We start from the raw sequence: 16,210 nt of genomic DNA, 5'->3' as shown, positions 1-16,210 counted from the left end.
TACCTCGTCAACGTCGGGATTCAAGACGTTTGCCTTAAGTCACACAATTTGTGCGTTATACCCGGAAATGGGCCTGTTTAGCGGCTTAGATTCTGCCTTTATTCATCATCGACTTCTTTATGATGGAAACTTCGTCAGTCAGCCTCATTCATCCCATTACGAAGCCAGAATGTACAAGATTCTATTACTTGATCGATGCCACTTCAGCCGTCAGGGGCTGGAATCATGGCTGATGCAGGTCAATGCTTTTGCGGCCCCGCTTTCCATTACCAGCCTGGGCAGTTTGCTGCTGGCGAAAGAGCATATTGAAGGCTGGCAACCGCATTTAATTATTGCCGATCTCAGCGGTTTTGCGGCCGAGCGTCATCAGATCCCGCTGATCTCTTCGCTGATCCGCAGCTCTTCCCCTCGCTCGCGGCTGGTGCTGTTGCAGTACGATAATTTCACCTCGACGGATTTGCACGACGCCTCGTGGGCAATCCTCGACAAGAAAATCGCCCTGACCGAGATGATGAACATTCTCGATGGCGCGCTGCGCTCAAGCCCCGGTATTAACCACGCGCGCACGGTAGCCCCGCTGCTGACGCGGCAGGAAGAGAAAGTGCTGTCGTTATGGATGGAAGGAACGAGTCACGGCACCATCGCCCGGATGCTGAACATTAACGGGAAAACGGTTTACACCTATAAACGCAACATTCGGCTCAAGCTGAAAGTAGAAAACCGGTTTTCACCGTTTCTCTCCGCCGCCGAAAGAAGAGGATAACGGTACGGCAGACGCCGCACCGCTTGCTGCCAGTATTACTGCTGCGCTTTCGTCGCGGCCCCAGAGATCGCGCTCCCGCCGTCCGAAATATCCTCGCCGACACCGCGCGTTGTATTACATGCAGTCAAGAGTGAAGAAAGCACTAAAACCGAGAAGATCGCTGCAATTGTTTTCTTAACCATAATATCTTCCTTTTATAGCCCGTGTTATTTGTGCTTTATAAGCATAGACAAAATCCCGGAAAGGAAAGAGAAAAGTATGGATTTTAGGAGAACGAGAAGCCATCGGCTGACGGCGTGGGGAATGAGGAACCTGGAATAACCCAGGCGCGGCACGACGCCACGCCTGAATTGACATCACATGAATTACTTCACGCGGGACACGTATTCGCCGGAGCGGGTATCCACTTTGATGACTTCGCCGATCTGTACGAACAGCGGAACTTTCACCACGGCGCCGGTGCTCAGGGTCGCCGGTTTGCCGCCGGTACCTGCGGTGTCACCTTTCAGACCTGGATCGGTCTCAACGATTTCCAGCTCTACAAAGTTAGGCGGAGTCACGGAGATAGGCTGACCGTTCCACAGGGTCACGATGCATTCAGCCTGATCCAGCAGCCACTTCGCGTTATCACCCACGGCTTTCTCGTCTGCAGCCAGCTGCTCGAAAGTCTCGTTGTTCATGAAGTGGTAGAACTCGCCGTCGTTGTACAGGAAGGTCAGGTTCATATCGACAACGTCTGCGCCTTCGGCGGAATCCGTAGATTTGAAGGTTTTCTCTACGCGGGTGCCGGTCAGCAGGCGGCGCAGCTTAACGCGCGCAAATGCCTGGCCTTTACCCGGTTTCACGAATTCACTGGATTCGACCGCATAAGGTTCGCCGTCCATCATGATTTTAAGACCGGCACGAAAATCGTTGCTATAGTAAGTCGCCATAAGGCCCTCTGAAATTGAAAACTTGGTAGCTTAGCCAAAAAATGGCAGACATTGTAACCCTAAACACCCTTTCCAGAGAAGATTGGTTATCGCAACTTGCCGATGTTGTGACCAATCCGGATGAACTCCTGCATCTTTTAAATGTAGACGCTGATGAACAGTTGTTGGCAGGTCGGGAGGCAAAACGCCTGTTTCCGCTGCGTGTTCCGCGCGCGTTCATCGCCCGTATGGAGAAGGGCAACCCCAACGATCCGCTGCTACGTCAGGTACTTACCTCCGAAGAGGAGTTTGTCGTGGCACCCGGTTTTTCCACCGATCCGCTGGAAGAACAGCATAGCGTGGTGCCCGGACTGCTGCATAAATACCAGAACCGGGCACTGCTGTTGGTGAAAGGCGGTTGTGCGGTAAATTGCCGCTATTGTTTCCGTCGACACTTCCCTTACGCTGAAAATCAGGGAAACAAGCGCAACTGGCAGACAGCGATGGCGTATATCGCGGCGCATCCGGAACTGGACGAGATTATTTTTTCCGGCGGCGATCCGCTGATGGCGAAAGATCATGAAATGGACTGGCTGATGACGCAGCTGGAAGCTATTCCGCACGTGAAGCGTTTACGTATTCACTCGCGCCTGCCGATTGTGATCCCTGCACGCATTACGGACGCCCTCGTTGCCCGTTTTGCGCGTTCCTCGCTGCAGGTGTTGCTGGTCAACCATATCAACCACGCCAATGAGATTGACGACACCTTCCGTGTCGCCATGGCGCGACTACGTGACGCGAAAGTGACGCTGCTGAACCAGAGCGTGCTGCTGCGCGGCGTGAATGACAACGCCAGAACGCTGGCAGACCTGAGTAACGCGCTGTTTGATGCTGGCGTGATGCCTTATTACCTGCATGTGCTCGATAAAGTGCAGGGCGCGGCGCATTTCCTGGTGAGTGATGAAGAAGCGCGTCGCATCGTCCGCGAACTGCTGACGCTGGTATCAGGCTATATGGTGCCCAAACTGGCGCGTGAAATTGGCGGTGAGCCAAGCAAAACGCCGCTCGATCTCCAGCTTCGTCAGCAATAATCGTTTTAGCAAAAATAAATTCATGGAAAATTCTTCCATGAATTTATTTTGCATCCCGTTTCAATATGCTATTTTACCGTCGCTGTAATACAGCTCCACTTCATTAATTCAATCTATATATAACGCCTACATTATTTATTTAAATAATGTTCAGGGAGTAACCATGCCGCTCATGATAAAAGGAATTAACACTGGTGTTATTCGTCACGATAATAACTTTCTGGCTCTTGCGCTCAAAGTTAAATATCAAAGAAATAAAGAGGCGCTTTTTTTCTTTCCGCCGCTGGTTCTGAGAGACGTGCTGATTGCCCTTGAACATCGCCTGTTTCAGCACGCCAGCCTCTCTGGACAACCGCAGGAACAGCTGAACAGGGCAAAGCGCAGCGCCATGAAAAAGCTGCGTGCGCATATTCCTGAACTGACCGAACAGGAGCTGGCGCAGGCGGATATTTCTCGCCGCGTGGAAACTGTTGCGCTGACGGAAAATAGCGAAAGCTGTTTATTATTCACGTTAACGATGAATGACAAAACGCAAACACAATTACAGGTTGAAGAAAATCAAATTGAATTGCTGGTAATTGCCATTGTGCAGGCGATTAATAATGCGGGTATGCATGAACTTGCGATACGCCTTTCTTCGTTGCTTGATTTCCTGCCGCTCTATGATGTGGATTGCCGCGAAACGGGCGAGCTGGAATATGACAGCTACGATCAGCCCGACTGGAAACAAACCCTGTTCAGCCATTATCTGGCATTGATATACCGGTTCTCTGACAATGACGGCAAGGACATCACCTGCGGCGCGGTCATTAAAACGCGCAGCAATTCGGATTCCGAAGAAGCAAAAGCCATCTCGCGACGATTGATGAATTTCAGCCCACGGCTGGGCAAACTGAAAGGCCGCGCCTGCCAGGTCTTTATTCGCGCGATCCCTCACGCACAACAGCAGGCATTGAGCCTGGAGCAGTGTTTACGCGCACTGCATCACCTGCGGGCCAGCATTCCGCAAAACTAACGGCGAACAGCAACCGATGCGCCCTCAAATCTGAGAGGGCGCAGCCTCTTCATGACCCGTAGATCAGTTCGGGCACTTATAAACCTGACCAATCATTTCGCTGTCGGTCGGCACAAAGCTGGAGAGCATGCCCTGCGTTGGGCTGCTGACGCCATAAATCACGTTGCCGCCCATTGCCGCGGCCTGATTACGCAGCGCATTTGCCGCACCGCGCATAGAGCCGCCCTCTTCGCCATGCTGACCAGAGAGCCAGTTGCTCTGCTTGCCGGTCGCCGTACCCAGTAGCTGACAATCCGCCGCCGGTTTATCTTCAACAAAGCGAACGTTCTGTCCGCCCGCGGTCAGTTCACTGCTGGAACTGCAACCTGCCAGCAGCAAAGCGGCACCGACGATCCCTGCACAGACTTTTACGCGCATGTTATTCCTCGTTATCAATGAGCTGGACACAACTTGTCCGTGTTGAACGTTATACTAAAAAGATGACCAAAAGAAAAACCCCCAGCCATTTCTGACCGGGGGTTTTTCAATCGGTGTGACAAAGCGAGCACCCAAATCATTCCGGGTGCCGGCATGATTACATCATGCCGCCCATACCACCCATACCGCCCATGCCGCCAGCAGCACCTAAGTCAGGCGCGTCGCCTTTCGGCAGGTCAGTGACCANTGCACTCGGTGGTGATCATCAGCCCAGCCACAGACGCCGCATACTGCAGTGCAGAACGGGTCACTTTGGTTGGATCCAGGATACCGAAGTCGATCATGTTGCCGTATTCTTCAGTGGCCGCGTTGTAACCGTAGTTACCTTCACCGGCTTTCACGGCGTTCGCCACAACAGACGGCTCTTCACCGGCGTTGGAAACGATCTGACGCAGCGGTGCTTCCATCGCGCGCAGCGCAACTTTGATACCGACGTTCTGATCTTCGTTCTGCGCGGTCAGGTGAGCCAGTTTCGCTGCAACGCGAACCAGCGCCACACCACCACCAGCAACCACGCCTTCTTCTACCGCCGCACGGGTCGCGTGCAGGGCATCGTCAACGCGGGCTTTCTTCTCTTTCATTTCCACTTCAGTCGCCGCACCCACCTTGATGACTGCAACNTGCCTCCACCCCCCCCTGCCAGTTTCGCTACGCGCTCCTGCAGTTTTTCACGGTCGTAATCGGAAGTGGCTTCTTCGATCTGTTTGCGGATCTGACCAACACGGCCCTGAATAGCAGCTTCGTCGCCCACGCCATCAATGATGGTGGTGGTGTCTTTGTTGATCACAACGCGTTTCGCCTGGCCCAGGTCTTCCAGGGTTGCTTTTTCCAGCTCCATACCGATCTCTTCAGAGATAACGGTACCGCCAGTCAGGGTGGCGATATCCTGCAGCATCGCTTTACGACGGTCGCCGAAGCCCGGTGCTTTCACCGCAGCCACTTTCACGATGCCACGCATGGTGTTAANTTTCGCAACGGCTTCCAGAACCGGCAGCATTTCGCGGATGTTGGAGATTTTTTTATCAGCCAGCAGGATGAACGGGCTTTCCAGTTCTACGGCGCCTGTTTCCGGCTTGTTGATGAAGTAAGGAGAGAGGTAACCGCGGTCGAACTGCATACCTTCTACAACGTCCAGTTCGTCTTCCAGGCCGGTACCGTCTTCAACGGTGATCACGCCTTCTTTACCGACTTTGTCCATCGCTTCCGCGATCAGTTTACCTACGGTTTCATCGGAGTTAGCGGAGATAGTCCCCACCTGAGCGATGGCTTTAGAGTCAGAGCACGGTACGGACAGCGCTTTCAGTTCTTCAACCGCAGCAACGACCGCTTTGTCGATACCACGTTTCAGATCCATCGGGTTCATGCCTGCAGCAACGGCTTTCAGCCCTTCTGCGATGATAGCCTGCGCCAGAACGGTGGCGGTGGTGGTACCGTCGCCTGCTGCGTCGTTCGCTTTAGAGGCAACTTCTTTCACCATCTGCGCGCCCATGTTCTCGAACTTGTCTTCCAGTTCGATTTCACGTGCCACGGAAACGCCATCTTTGGTGATGGTCGGTGCACCGAAAGATTTATCCAGAACCACGTTACGGCCTTTCGGGCCGAGGGTAACTTTCACTGCATCTGCCAGTACGTTTACGCCACGGAGCATTTTTACACGGGCGTCGTTACCGAATTTTACGTCTTTTGCTGCCATGTTCTTATATCCTCAAATTCGTTCAGTTTCGCGCGCGAAATTACGCTTCAACAATTGCCAGAATGTCGCTTTCAGACATGATCAACACTTCTTCATTGTCGATCTTCTCAGATTTCACACCGTAGCCATCATTGAAAATCACGATGTCACCGACTTTCACGTCCAGCGGCTGCACAGTTCCGTTTTCCAGAATGCGGCCCTTACCGACAGCGATGATTTCGCCACGCGTTGATTTCCCTGCTGCAGAACCGGTCAGAACGATACCGCCAGCGGATTTTGACTCAACTTCTTTACGTTTGACGATCACACGATCATGTAACGGACGAATACTCATTGATAGCTCTCCTTTGAGAAAGTCATTATCAGTTATGGATGGCGCCGGCCCGTAAACGGTTTCCCGGCTAGTGACCAGAGAGATGGGGATAAGTTTTTAGGCCTTCAAGGGGGAGTAAGAAAAAAATTTTTCTTACTGTCTCCGGGATCCCGTTTCGCTGTGCCAAAGAAAGCAATATCCGCTTAAAGCCTAAGGCCAACGGGATGTGATACCCTTTGCCTTCTGTTGTTTTTGTCAGGCCTGGGTGGGTCGATAAGCATGGGTGGATTAAAGCAGGAGCTTGGCCTTGCGCAAGGGATTGGTTTACTGGCGACATCGCTGCTGGGTACCGGCGTNTGCTGTTCCGGCGCTGGCGGCGCTGGTCGCCGGCGATAACAGCCTGTGGGCCTGGCCAGCGCTTATCGTTCTGGTTTTCCCCGTCGCCATTGTGTTCGCTATCCTTGGGCGCCATTTCCCCAGCGCGGGCGGCGTAGCGCATTTCGTCGGGCTGGCGTTCGGCCCGCGTATGGAAAGGGTGACCGGCTGGCTGTTTCTCTCGGTGATCCCCGTTGGTTTACCTGCAGCGCTGCATATCGCGACCGGCTTTGGCCAGGCGCTGTTTGGCTGGCATGGTGCACAACTGTTGCTTGCGGAATTTGGCACGCTGGCGATTGTCTGGTGGGTGGGCTCCCGCGGCGCCAGCTCCAGCGCCAATTTGCAGACGGTGGTGGCGATACTGATTGTGGCGCTTGTCGTCGCGATCTGGTGGTCGGGCGACCTTTCCGTTGCGAATATCCCCTTCCCTGCGATCAACGAGATTGACGTTCCGCAACTGTTTTCCGCGCTGTCGGTGATGTTCTGGTGCTTTGTCGGGCTGGAAGCATTCGCTCATCTGGCGTCAGAATTTAAAAATCCGGAACGGGACTTTCCCCGCGCATTGATGATTGGCCTGCTACTGGCGGGCACCGTTTACTGGGTCTGTACCGTAGTGGTACTGCATTTCAACGCTTACAGCGCGGATCGCGCCGCAGCAGCGTCATTGCCGGGGATCGTGGTCGGCCTGTTTGGCGTCAAAGCGCTGTGGATTGCTTGTGTAATCGGTTATCTCGCCTGCTTCGCCAGCCTGAACATTTATATTCAAAGCTTCGCCCGCCTGGTGTGGTCGCAGGCGATGTACACGCCGCAAAGCCGCCTCGCCCAACTCTCCCGCCGCCATCTGCCGATTAATGCGCTGAACGCCGTACTGGCCTGCTGCGCGCTAAGCTCGTTGTGCGTTTACTGGCTGAATATTAATCTCGATGCGCTCATCGTCTACGCCAACGGTATTTTTATTATGATCTATTTGCTGTGCATGCTGGCGGGTTGTCGACTGCTGAAAGGGAAATACAAACTGCTGGCGGCGATTGGCGGCGCGCTGTGCCTGCTGTTGCTGGTGATGGTGGGCTGGAAGAGTCTCTACGCCATTATTATGCTGGTCGTGTTGTGGTTCGCGTTGCCGAAGCGCAAAACAGCAGACGCATAGAAAAAAGCCCGGCGGGTTGCCGGGCCGTTACGGTTAGCGGTCGTCTTTATGATCAAGGCGATCGCGGTCATCCTCTTTACGCTGATACTCGCCATCAAAGGTATTTCCGCCAGCATTCCCACCGCTAAAACCCCCGCCAGACATGGCAGAAAAACGCAGGTAAGGCATCAGCTTCACTGTCAGATGGTTCTGCACCGGCGGCAATAACAGCAGCAGACCGAGCAAGTCGGTGAAGAAACCAGGCAGCAGCAGCAACAGACCAGCGATGATAATCGACACGCTTTTAATCATCTCTGCTGCCGGACTCTCGCCTGCCGCCATTTTCTGCTGCATCAGCATGAAGTTCTTGAAGCCCTGGTTGCGCACCAGCGACATCCCGATGACCGAGGTGAAAATCACCAGCACCAGCGTCAGCAGAACGCCCAGCACATGCGCCACCTGGATGAAAATAGTGATCTCAACGTAAACATAGAGAAAGAAAGCAATAAACGGTATCCAGCGCACTGGCGTCTCCTTTAAAAACAGGGGCGATGTTGCCACTGCCGGTATGGGTTTGCGATTCGCATAAAGGTGTTGTGGTGGTGAAACGTCGCATTTCAAGCGGTTCGCAACGTTATTTTTGCCGAAAATCACAAAGCGGTGACTCATTTCACAGATTAATGATTCTTATGCGAAACAAGCGACAATAAGTGATCCAGATTACTGCAATTCGCTATCATCAGCATATGATCATGGCCACCAGACCGATTAAGGAAATAATCGTCGGTCAGAAAACGCACATACTCCCATTAATTTTGTGTGTTTGGTGAATTCATTGGCAGCTTGAAAAAGAAGGTTCACATGTTAAACAACATTCGTATCGAAGAAGACTTGTTGGGCACCAGGGAAGTTCCAGCGGACGCATACTATGGGGTCCACACTCTGAGAGCGATTGAAAACTTCTACATCAGCAACAGCAAAATCAGCGACATTCCTGAGTTTGTACGTGGCATGGTGATGGTTAAGAAAGCCGCTGCGCTGGCTAACAAGGAACTGCAAACCATTCCTAAAGGCATCGCGAACGCCATTATTGCCGCATGTGACGAAGTTCTGAATAACGGAAAATGCATGGATCAGTTCCCGGTTGACGTCTACCAGGGCGGCGCAGGAACCTCCGTGAACATGAACACCAATGAGGTGCTGGCAAACATCGGTCTGGAACTGATGGGGCACCAGAAAGGTGAATACCAGTACCTGAATCCAAACGATCACGTCAACAAATGCCAGTCGACGAACGATGCGTACCCGACCGGCTTCCGTATCGCCGTTTACGCGTCCATCCTGAAACTGGTTGACGCGGTGAATCAGCTGGGCGACGGTTTCCAGAACAAAGCCGTAGAGTTCCAGGACATCCTGAAAATGGGCCGTACCCAGTTGCAGGATGCGGTTCCGATGACCCTTGGTCAGGAATTCCACGCGTTCAACGTTCTGTTGAACGAAGAAACCAAAAACATTCTGCGTACCTCCGAACTGCTGCTGGAAGTTAACCTCGGCGCAACGGCTATCGGTACCCGTCTGAACACCCCTGAAGGCTATCAGCATCTGGCAGTGCAGAAACTGGCTGAAGTCAGCAACCTGGCAGTGGTTCCGGCAGAAGATCTGATCGAAGCAACCTCTGACTGCGGCGCTTACGTCATGGTACACAGTGCGCTGAAACGTCTGGCGGTGAAACTGTCCAAAATTTGTAACGACCTGCGCCTGCTCTCTTCGGGTCCGCGTGCCGGTCTGAATGAAATCAACCTGCCGGAACTGCAGGCAGGCTCCTCTATCATGCCAGCGAAAGTGAACCCGGTTGTGCCGGAAGTGGTGAACCAGGTGTGCTTTAAAGTCATCGGTAACGACACCACCGTCACCATGGCCTCTGAAGCCGGTCAGCTGCAGCTGAACGTGATGGAGCCGGTGATTGGCGAAGCGATGTTTGAATCCATTCACATCCTCACCAACGCCTGCTACAACCTGCTGGAAAAATGCATTAACGGTATTACCGCGAATAAAGAGGTGTGCGAAGGTTTCGTTTACAACTCTATCGGTATCGTCACCTATCTCAACCCGTTCATCGGTCACCACAATGGCGACATTGTTGGTAAAATCTGCGCCGAAACCGGTAAGAGCGTACGTGAAGTGGTACTGGAACGCGGTCTTTTGACCGAAGCCGAACTGGATGACATCTTCTCTCCGCAGAACCTGATGCATCCGGCCTATAAAGCGAAACGTTATACAGATGAAAATGAACAGTAAGTGTAGTTCAGAGTAAAATGAGAAAGGCATGTCAGAAATGGCATGCCTTTTTCGCTTTTATTGGATACCAAAACACAACATTTAATTATCCAACGTTCAACAATCAAGGAAGCAGTTATGATAGTCATCGAACTCATCATCGTGTTAGCGGCAATCTTTGTCGGCGCCCGGCTGGGGGGTATTGGCATAGGTTACGCAGGAGGACTAGGGGTTTTAGTTCTGGCGGCCATTGGCGTAAAACCGGGGAACATTCCGTTTGACGTTATTTCCATCATCATGGCCGTTATCGCGGCTATTTCGGCAATGCAAGTGGCAGGGGGTCTGGATTACCTCGTTAATCAGACCGAAAAACTGCTTCGCAGGAATCCAAAATACATCACCATTCTGGCGCCGATCGTCACCTATTTCCTGACGATTTTTGCCGGTACCGGTAATATCTCGCTGGCAACGCTGCCGGTTATCGCTGAAGTGGCGAAGGAGCAAGGGATCAAACCTTGCCGTCCGCTCTCCACCGCAGTGGTCTCGGCGCAGATCGCGATCACCGCGTCGCCGATCTCCGCAGCCGTGGTGTACATGTCCTCCGTTATGGAAGGTCACGGCATCAGCTACATCCATTTACTGTCCGTGGTCATTCCGTCCACGCTGCTGGCAGTGCTGCTGATGTCCTTCCTGGTGACCGTGCTGTTCAACTCTAAACTGTCTGACGACCCGGTGTATCTGAAGCGCCTGGAAGAAGGGCTGATCGAGCTGCGTGGCGAAAAAGAGCTGGTTATCAAACCGCGCGCTAAACTCTCCGTGCTGCTGTTCCTGCTGGGTGTGGTCGGCGTGGTCATTTACGCGATCATCAACAGCCCGAGCCTCGGACTGGTGGCGACGCCGCTGATGAACACCACCAACGCGATCCTGATCATCATGCTGAGCGTGGCAACCCTGACCACCATCCTGTGTGGTGTAGAAACTGACGGCATCCTGAACTCCAGCACCTTTAAAGCCGGTATGAGCGCCTGTATTTGTATTCTGGGCGTGGCATGGCTGGGCGATACTTTCGTTTCCAACAACATTGACTGGATCAAAGACACAGCAGGTTCCGTGATTCAGGGCCATCCGTGGCTGCTGGCGGTGATCTTCTTCTTTGCCTCTGCGCTGCTCTACTCTCAGGCAGCAACGGCGAAAGCCCTGATGCCGATGGCGCTGGCGCTGAACGTCACGCCGCTGACGGCAGTGGCATCCTTCGCAGCGGTTTCCGGCCTGTTCATTCTGCCGACCTACCCGACCCTGGTCGCGGCGGTACAGATGGACGACACCGGTACCACTCGCATCGGACGCTTTGTCTTTAACCATCCGTTCTTTATCCCTGGCACCATGGGCGTGGTCTTCGCCGTGTGCTTTGGCTTCCTGCTCGGAAGCGTCATGCTGTAATCTCACCCCACGGGACGCTCCGGCGTCCCGTTTTCTCAGCTTTACACGTCACCGCTTCGTGGTTTCCCCCTCACGCTGTTATAGTAATCCCCTGTTCTTTTTCAGGCTGTTTGCTCTGATGAGGTGTCTATGTTTGATGAAAGCAATCGTACTGCCGTCGTTGTTGTTCTCTGCACTGCCCCCGATGAAGCCACCGCTCAGGATCTGGCGGCCAAAGTACTGACTGAGAAGCTAGCCGCCTGCGTCACGCTCCTGCCGGGTGCCACGTCGCTGTATTACTGGGAAGGGAAGCTGGAGCAGGAATACGAAGTCCAGATGCTGCTCAAGACCAACATCGAACATCAGCAGGCGCTGCTCGATTGCCTGAAATCTCATCACCCGTATCAAACCCCTGAACTACTGGTTTTGCCCGTCACCCACGGAGATAACGAATACCTCTCATGGCTCAACGCATCTTTACGCTGATCCTGCTGCTGTGCAGCACATCCTCTTTAGCCGGGTTGTTTGACGGCCCCGGCCGTTCTCATTTCGTGCCTGCCGATCAGGCGTTCGCCTTTGATTTTCAGCAGAACCAGCACGACCTGACGCTCTCATGGCAGATAAAAGACGGCTATTACCTCTACCGCAAACAAATCAACATCGAGCCAGTCAACGCCAGCATCGCGCCGCCGCAGTTGCCTGCGGGCGAGTGGCATGAAGACGAGTTCTACGGTAAAAGTGAGATCTACCGCGAGCAACTGAACCTGCCGTTGACCCTCACCCAGGCCGCGAAAGGCGGCACGCTGACGGTGACGTATCAGGGCTGCGCCGACGCCGGTTTTTGCTATCCGCCAGAGACCAAAATAGTGCCGCTGAGCGATGTGGCGCCGCTGTCCGTCACTCCGTCCGCCGGGGCGCAACCACAGCCGCAACCAGCGGTGAAAACCGAACTCCCCTTCTCTGCCTTATGGGCGCTGATTATCGGCATCGGTATCGCCTTCACACCTTGCGTGCTGCCGATGTATCCGTTGATTTCCGGGATTGTGCTCGGCGGCAAAACGCGCCTCTCCACCGCCCGCGCGCTGCTGCTGGCGTTTATCTATGTACAAGGAATGGCGCTGACCTACACCCTGCTCGGGCTGATCGTCGCGGCGGCCGGGCTGCAGTTCCAGGCGGCGCTGCAATCCCCTTACGTGCTGGTTGGGCTGTCAGTGCTGTTTATCCTGCTGGCGCTGTCAATGTTTGGCCTGTTCACGATGCAGTTGCCCTCGTCGCTGCAAACCCACTTAACGCTGCTGAGTAACCGCCGTCAGGGCGGCTCTCTGGGCGGCGTTTTCACCATGGGTGCCATCGCCGGGCTTATCTGCTCGCCGTGCACCACCGCGCCGCTGAGCGCGATCCTGCTCTATATCGCCCAGAGCGGAAATATGTGGCTCGGCGGCGGTACGCTTTATCTGTACGCGCTCGGCATGGGCTTGCCGCTGATACTGGTTACCGTGTTTGGCAACCGCCTGCTGCCGAAAAGCGGCCCGTGGATGGAACACGTCAAAACCGCGTTTGGCTTTGTGATCCTCGCGCTGCCGGTTTTCCTGCTCGAACGCGTCATTGGTGATGTCTGGGGCTTGCGGCTGTGGTCGATGCTGGGCGTCGCCTTCTTCGGCTGGGCGTTTATCACCTCGCTGAGCATCAGCAAACCGTGGGTTCGCGTGTTGCAAATTGTACTGTTGGCCGCCGCGCTGGTGGGCGCGCGGCCGTTGCAGGACTGGGCGTTTGGCACCACTGCCGTGCAACAGCAGGCGCACCTGAACTTCACGCGCATCAGTACGGTTGAGGATCTCAATCAGGCACTGGCTCAGGCGCAGGGTAAACCGGTGATGCTGGATCTCTATGCCGACTGGTGCGTGGCCTGCAAAGAATTTGAGAAATACACCTTCAGCGATAAATCCGTTCAGCAGGCACTGGAAAACACGGTTCTGCTGCAAGCCGACGTCACTAAAAATACACCGCAGGACGCGGCGCTGCTGCGGCATTTACAGGTGCTGGGGCTGCCCACCATTTTGTTCTTTGATGGCGCTGGCAAGGAGCTTAACGGGCAGCGCGTCACCGGATTTATGGATGCCGGGGCATTTCGCGCACATTTGCAGAAACGGCCCCAGTAAACGACACTGTGAGTGAGATATAGGGAGGAATACGCCGTGCAACGTGAAGATGTGCTGGGAGAAGCCCTGCAATTACTTGAGATAAAAGGGATTGCCGACACCTCGCTTGAAATGGTAGCCGACCGCGTTAACTATCCGCTTGATGAGCTTATGCGTTTCTGGCCCGACAAAGAAGCGCTGCTGTATGACGCGCTGCGCTACCTCAGCCAGCAGGCAGAAATCTGGCGACGCCAGTTGTTGCTGAATGAAGAGATGAGCGTTGAGCAAAAGCTGATGGCGCGCTACGCCGCGTTGACCGAGTGTGTCAGCAATCATCGTTATCCGGGCTGTTTATTTATCGCCGCCTGTACGTACTATCCGGATCCGGAACACCCGATCCATCAACTGGCAGATCAGCAAAAACGGGCCGCACACGACTACACGCATGAGCTGCTGACGCAGCTTGAAGTCGATGACCCGGCGATGGTCGCCAGGCAAATGGAGCTCATCCTGGAAGGCTGTTTAAGCCGGATGCTGGTGAAGCGCAGCCAGGCGGATGTCGATACCGCCCAACGTCTTGCAGAAGACATTTTGCGCTTCGCCCAGTGCCGTCAGGGTGGTGCACTTACCTGAAATGCGCGGTTTACGGTCAAACTGCCGCAAAGTTAAGCAAACGCGCTGTTTTTGCTGAATTTGGGTTGACGGAGGCCGCTGATTACGGTTTAATGCGCCCCGTTGCCCGGATAGCTCAGTCGGTAGAGCAGGGGATTGAAAATCCCCGTGTCCTTGGTTCGATTCCGAGTCCGGGCACCAAATTCATATCAACGGACCTCCAGTGAGGTCCGTTTTTGTTTGTATATACCCAGAAAAATCAACACACCACTGCCTGCCCACTTCAACTGAACTCAGTCAAATCCTACCCGCGTCAAGTCCCTTGTGCGGGTACAATTGAGGGTATAGTCTGATTCGATAAAATCCTGTACCCTCAAATCACTCAGGAAACCAGCTATGGCACTTACTGACGCAAAAATCCGCGCAACAAAACCGGATGAAAAGCCATATAAACTTGCCGACAGTGGCAACATGTTTTTGCTCGTTCACCCTAACGGGTCGAAGTACTGGCGGCTGCGCTATCGTCATCTCGGTAAAGAGAAAACTCTGGCCCTTGGTCAGTACCCTGAAGTGTCACTCTCTGAGGCACGTGAAAAACGCGATGAGGCCAGAAAACTCATTGCTGATGGTATTGACCCCTGTGAGCAACGAAGAGCAAAGAAAGCAGTACCCGATGCCGTAAATACTTTTGAGCTCATTGCCCGTCAGTGGCATAAGAGCAATAAAAAATGGTCTGAAGCTCACAGCGAGAAAGTTCTCAAAAGCCTTGAAGGGCATGTATTTCCCTATATAGGCTCACGCGATATCACCGCACTGAAAACACCTGACCTGCTTGTTCCTGTCAAAGCTGCTGAAACTAGAGAGATATACGAGATAGCAGCCCGCCTTCAGCAACGCATCACTGCAATTATGCGATTTGCCGCCCAGTCCGGCATAATCAGCTATAACCCTGCTGTCGATATGGCGGGAGCTTTAACGACGGTGAAACGCCAGCATCGCCCTGCCCTCGCCTTAAATTGCATTTCAGAGCTTCTTAAACGACTGGATAGCTACAGGGGACAGCCCCTCACTCGACTGGCAACCAGACTCACTCTGCTTATCTTCATCCGTTCCAGTGAATTACGCTTCGCCAGATGGCCAGAGATTGACTTTGAAAAATCCATGTGGACCATTCCTCCTGAGCGAAAACCTATTGAAGGTGTCAAACACTCGCACCGTGGCGCAAAAATGCGTGCAGAGCATCTTGTTCCACTATCAGCTCAGGCACTGGATATTCTGAAACAGATCCAAACTATCAGCAGTCAGCATGAACTGGTTTTCACTGGCGACCACAACCCGTGGAAACCCATGAGTGAAAATACAGTAAATAACGCACTGCGCCTGATGGGCTACGATACAAAGGTTGAAGTCTGTGGTCACGGCTTCAGGGCAATGGCCTGCAGTTCTTTGATCGAGTCAGGCTTATGGTCAAGGGATGCTGTCGAGCGCCAGATGAGTCACCAGGAACGAAATGGTGTTCGGGCAGCCTATGTCCATAAGGCAGAGTTCATCGACGAACGTAAACTGATGCTGCAATGGTGGGCTGATTTTCTGGATGCTAACAGGGAACAGAGTGTCAGCCCTTTTGACTATGCCAAAATCAATAACCCACTCAAGTAGAAACAGCACTGTCCAGTATCAAAACATAGAGTAAAATTTCAGACAAACTTTTTAAGTCTCACAATATCTCACCGATACCAACAAGCCCGTGTAATAACGGGCTTTTCTAATGCCATAGAATCTCACACGATCTCAATACAGCGCACATTTATCGTGTACATAGTTGTGTGATCCTACCCGCGTAATGTGGGCACAGCCCTAAGCGAGGTTTTTGTTTTCATATTGTTCCGGACTGAGACCGCCACAGGCACTGTGACGACGCCATCGGTTGTAATCACACTCGATATAATTAAATACCGTCGTACTCATTATTTCACGGCTGGTAAAACGCTCCCCGTGGA

At 53.4% G+C, this 16,210-nt stretch carries 15 protein-coding genes, 1 tRNA gene and 2 pseudogenes; 11 read left to right on the top strand and 7 right to left on the bottom strand.

All coding sequences use genetic code 11. The features are described from left to right. Positions 1–169 precede the first annotated feature (169 nt). On the top strand, positions 170–763 hold the full coding sequence (locus GM30_RS10475; protein WP_072091969.1) for a helix-turn-helix transcriptional regulator: 594 nt from the start codon (positions 170–172) through the stop codon (positions 761–763). A 35-nt stretch (positions 764–798) separates the two neighbouring features. Here GM30_RS10475 and ecnB read toward each other — a convergent pair whose 3' ends face one another. Together ecnB and efp are read right to left on the bottom strand one after the other, a co-directional pair. Beyond that, positions 799–945, bottom strand: a complete 147-nt coding sequence (gene ecnB, locus GM30_RS10470) for a lipoprotein toxin entericidin B (RefSeq protein WP_049848572.1) — start codon at positions 943–945, stop codon at positions 799–801. A gap of 183 nt (positions 946–1,128) precedes the next feature. Beyond that, positions 1,129–1,695 (bottom strand): elongation factor P, encoded by a 567-nt coding sequence (gene efp / locus GM30_RS10465; RefSeq protein ID WP_049848571.1) that lies wholly within the window; start codon positions 1,693–1,695, stop codon positions 1,129–1,131. 41 nt (positions 1,696–1,736) lie between these two features. On the opposite strand from efp, the gene epmB reads away from it, so the two are divergent. Both epmB and yjeJ read left to right on the top strand, forming a co-directional pair. Beyond that, a complete protein-coding gene (gene epmB, locus GM30_RS10460; protein ID WP_049848570.1) occupies positions 1,737–2,765 on the top strand; it encodes an EF-P beta-lysylation protein EpmB in 1,029 nt (342 codons plus the stop codon). Positions 2,766–2,928: 163 nt separating this feature from the next. Further along, positions 2,929–3,780 (top strand): YjeJ family protein, encoded by an 852-nt coding sequence (gene yjeJ, locus GM30_RS10455; protein ID WP_049848569.1) that lies wholly within the window; start codon positions 2,929–2,931, stop codon positions 3,778–3,780. 63 nt (positions 3,781–3,843) lie between these two features. Here the strand turns inward: yjeJ and GM30_RS10450 are convergent, their stop codons facing one another. From GM30_RS10450 to GM30_RS10440, 3 genes and pseudogenes are all read right to left on the bottom strand, one after another. Then, positions 3,844–4,197 carry a DUF4156 domain-containing protein gene (locus GM30_RS10450; protein WP_038156333.1) on the bottom strand — a complete coding sequence of 118 codons (354 nt, stop codon included), beginning with the start codon at positions 4,195–4,197 and terminating at the stop codon, positions 3,844–3,846. Between the two features lie 157 nt (positions 4,198–4,354). Continuing rightward, positions 4,355–5,950: pseudogene (locus GM30_RS10445) on the bottom strand (chaperonin GroEL). A gap of 40 nt (positions 5,951–5,990) precedes the next feature. Then, on the bottom strand, positions 5,991–6,284 hold the full coding sequence (locus GM30_RS10440) for a co-chaperone GroES (RefSeq protein ID WP_013367964.1): 294 nt from the start codon (positions 6,282–6,284) through the stop codon (positions 5,991–5,993). 258 nt (positions 6,285–6,542) lie between these two features. On the opposite strand from GM30_RS10440, the pseudogene yjeH reads away from it, so the two are divergent. Further along, a pseudogene (yjeH, locus tag GM30_RS10435) lies at positions 6,543–7,785 on the top strand (L-methionine/branched-chain amino acid transporter). A gap of 33 nt (positions 7,786–7,818) precedes the next feature. On the opposite strand, the gene GM30_RS10430 reads toward yjeH, so the two are convergent. Then, positions 7,819–8,289, bottom strand: coding sequence for an FxsA family protein (locus tag GM30_RS10430; RefSeq protein WP_049848568.1), 471 nt, complete (start codon positions 8,287–8,289; stop codon positions 7,819–7,821). Positions 8,290–8,625: 336 nt separating this feature from the next. Between GM30_RS10430 and aspA the strand changes: the two genes are divergently transcribed. From aspA to GM30_RS10395, 7 genes are all read left to right on the top strand, one after another. Beyond that, a complete protein-coding gene (aspA, locus tag GM30_RS10425; RefSeq protein WP_049848659.1) occupies positions 8,626–10,062 on the top strand; it encodes an aspartate ammonia-lyase in 1,437 nt (478 codons plus the stop codon). 117 nt (positions 10,063–10,179) lie between these two features. Further along, entirely contained in the window at positions 10,180–11,481 is a 1,302-nt protein-coding gene (locus tag GM30_RS10420) for an anaerobic C4-dicarboxylate transporter (RefSeq protein ID WP_049848567.1), read from the top strand. A gap of 129 nt (positions 11,482–11,610) precedes the next feature. Beyond that, positions 11,611–11,946, top strand: coding sequence for a divalent cation tolerance protein CutA (gene cutA, locus GM30_RS10415; protein WP_049848566.1), 336 nt, complete (start codon positions 11,611–11,613; stop codon positions 11,944–11,946). Further along, a complete protein-coding gene (locus tag GM30_RS10410) occupies positions 11,922–13,619 on the top strand; it encodes a protein-disulfide reductase DsbD (protein WP_049848565.1) in 1,698 nt (565 codons plus the stop codon). Before cutA ends, GM30_RS10410 begins: the two co-directional genes overlap by 25 nt. 36 nt (positions 13,620–13,655) lie before the next feature. After that, positions 13,656–14,231, top strand: coding sequence for a transcriptional regulator (locus GM30_RS10405; RefSeq protein WP_049848564.1), 576 nt, complete (start codon positions 13,656–13,658; stop codon positions 14,229–14,231). A gap of 104 nt (positions 14,232–14,335) precedes the next feature. Then, positions 14,336–14,411, top strand: a tRNA-Phe gene (locus tag GM30_RS10400). 195 nt (positions 14,412–14,606) lie between these two features. Beyond that, entirely contained in the window at positions 14,607–15,869 is a 1,263-nt protein-coding gene (locus GM30_RS10395; RefSeq protein WP_049848563.1) for a tyrosine-type recombinase/integrase, read from the top strand. Between the two features lie 198 nt (positions 15,870–16,067). Here GM30_RS10395 and GM30_RS24300 read toward each other — a convergent pair. Then, a partial coding sequence (locus GM30_RS24300; RefSeq protein WP_155483962.1) for an IS3 family transposase occupies positions 16,068–16,210 on the bottom strand: 143 nt, incomplete at its 5' end.

Origin of the sequence: Trabulsiella odontotermitis, assembly GCF_001188485.1 — a bacterium.
Classification (GTDB): Bacteria; Pseudomonadota; Gammaproteobacteria; order Enterobacterales; family Enterobacteriaceae; genus Trabulsiella; species Trabulsiella odontotermitis_A.
The sequence above is the reverse complement of the archived record's forward strand: the minus strand, read 5'-3'. Positions and strand labels throughout refer to the sequence as shown.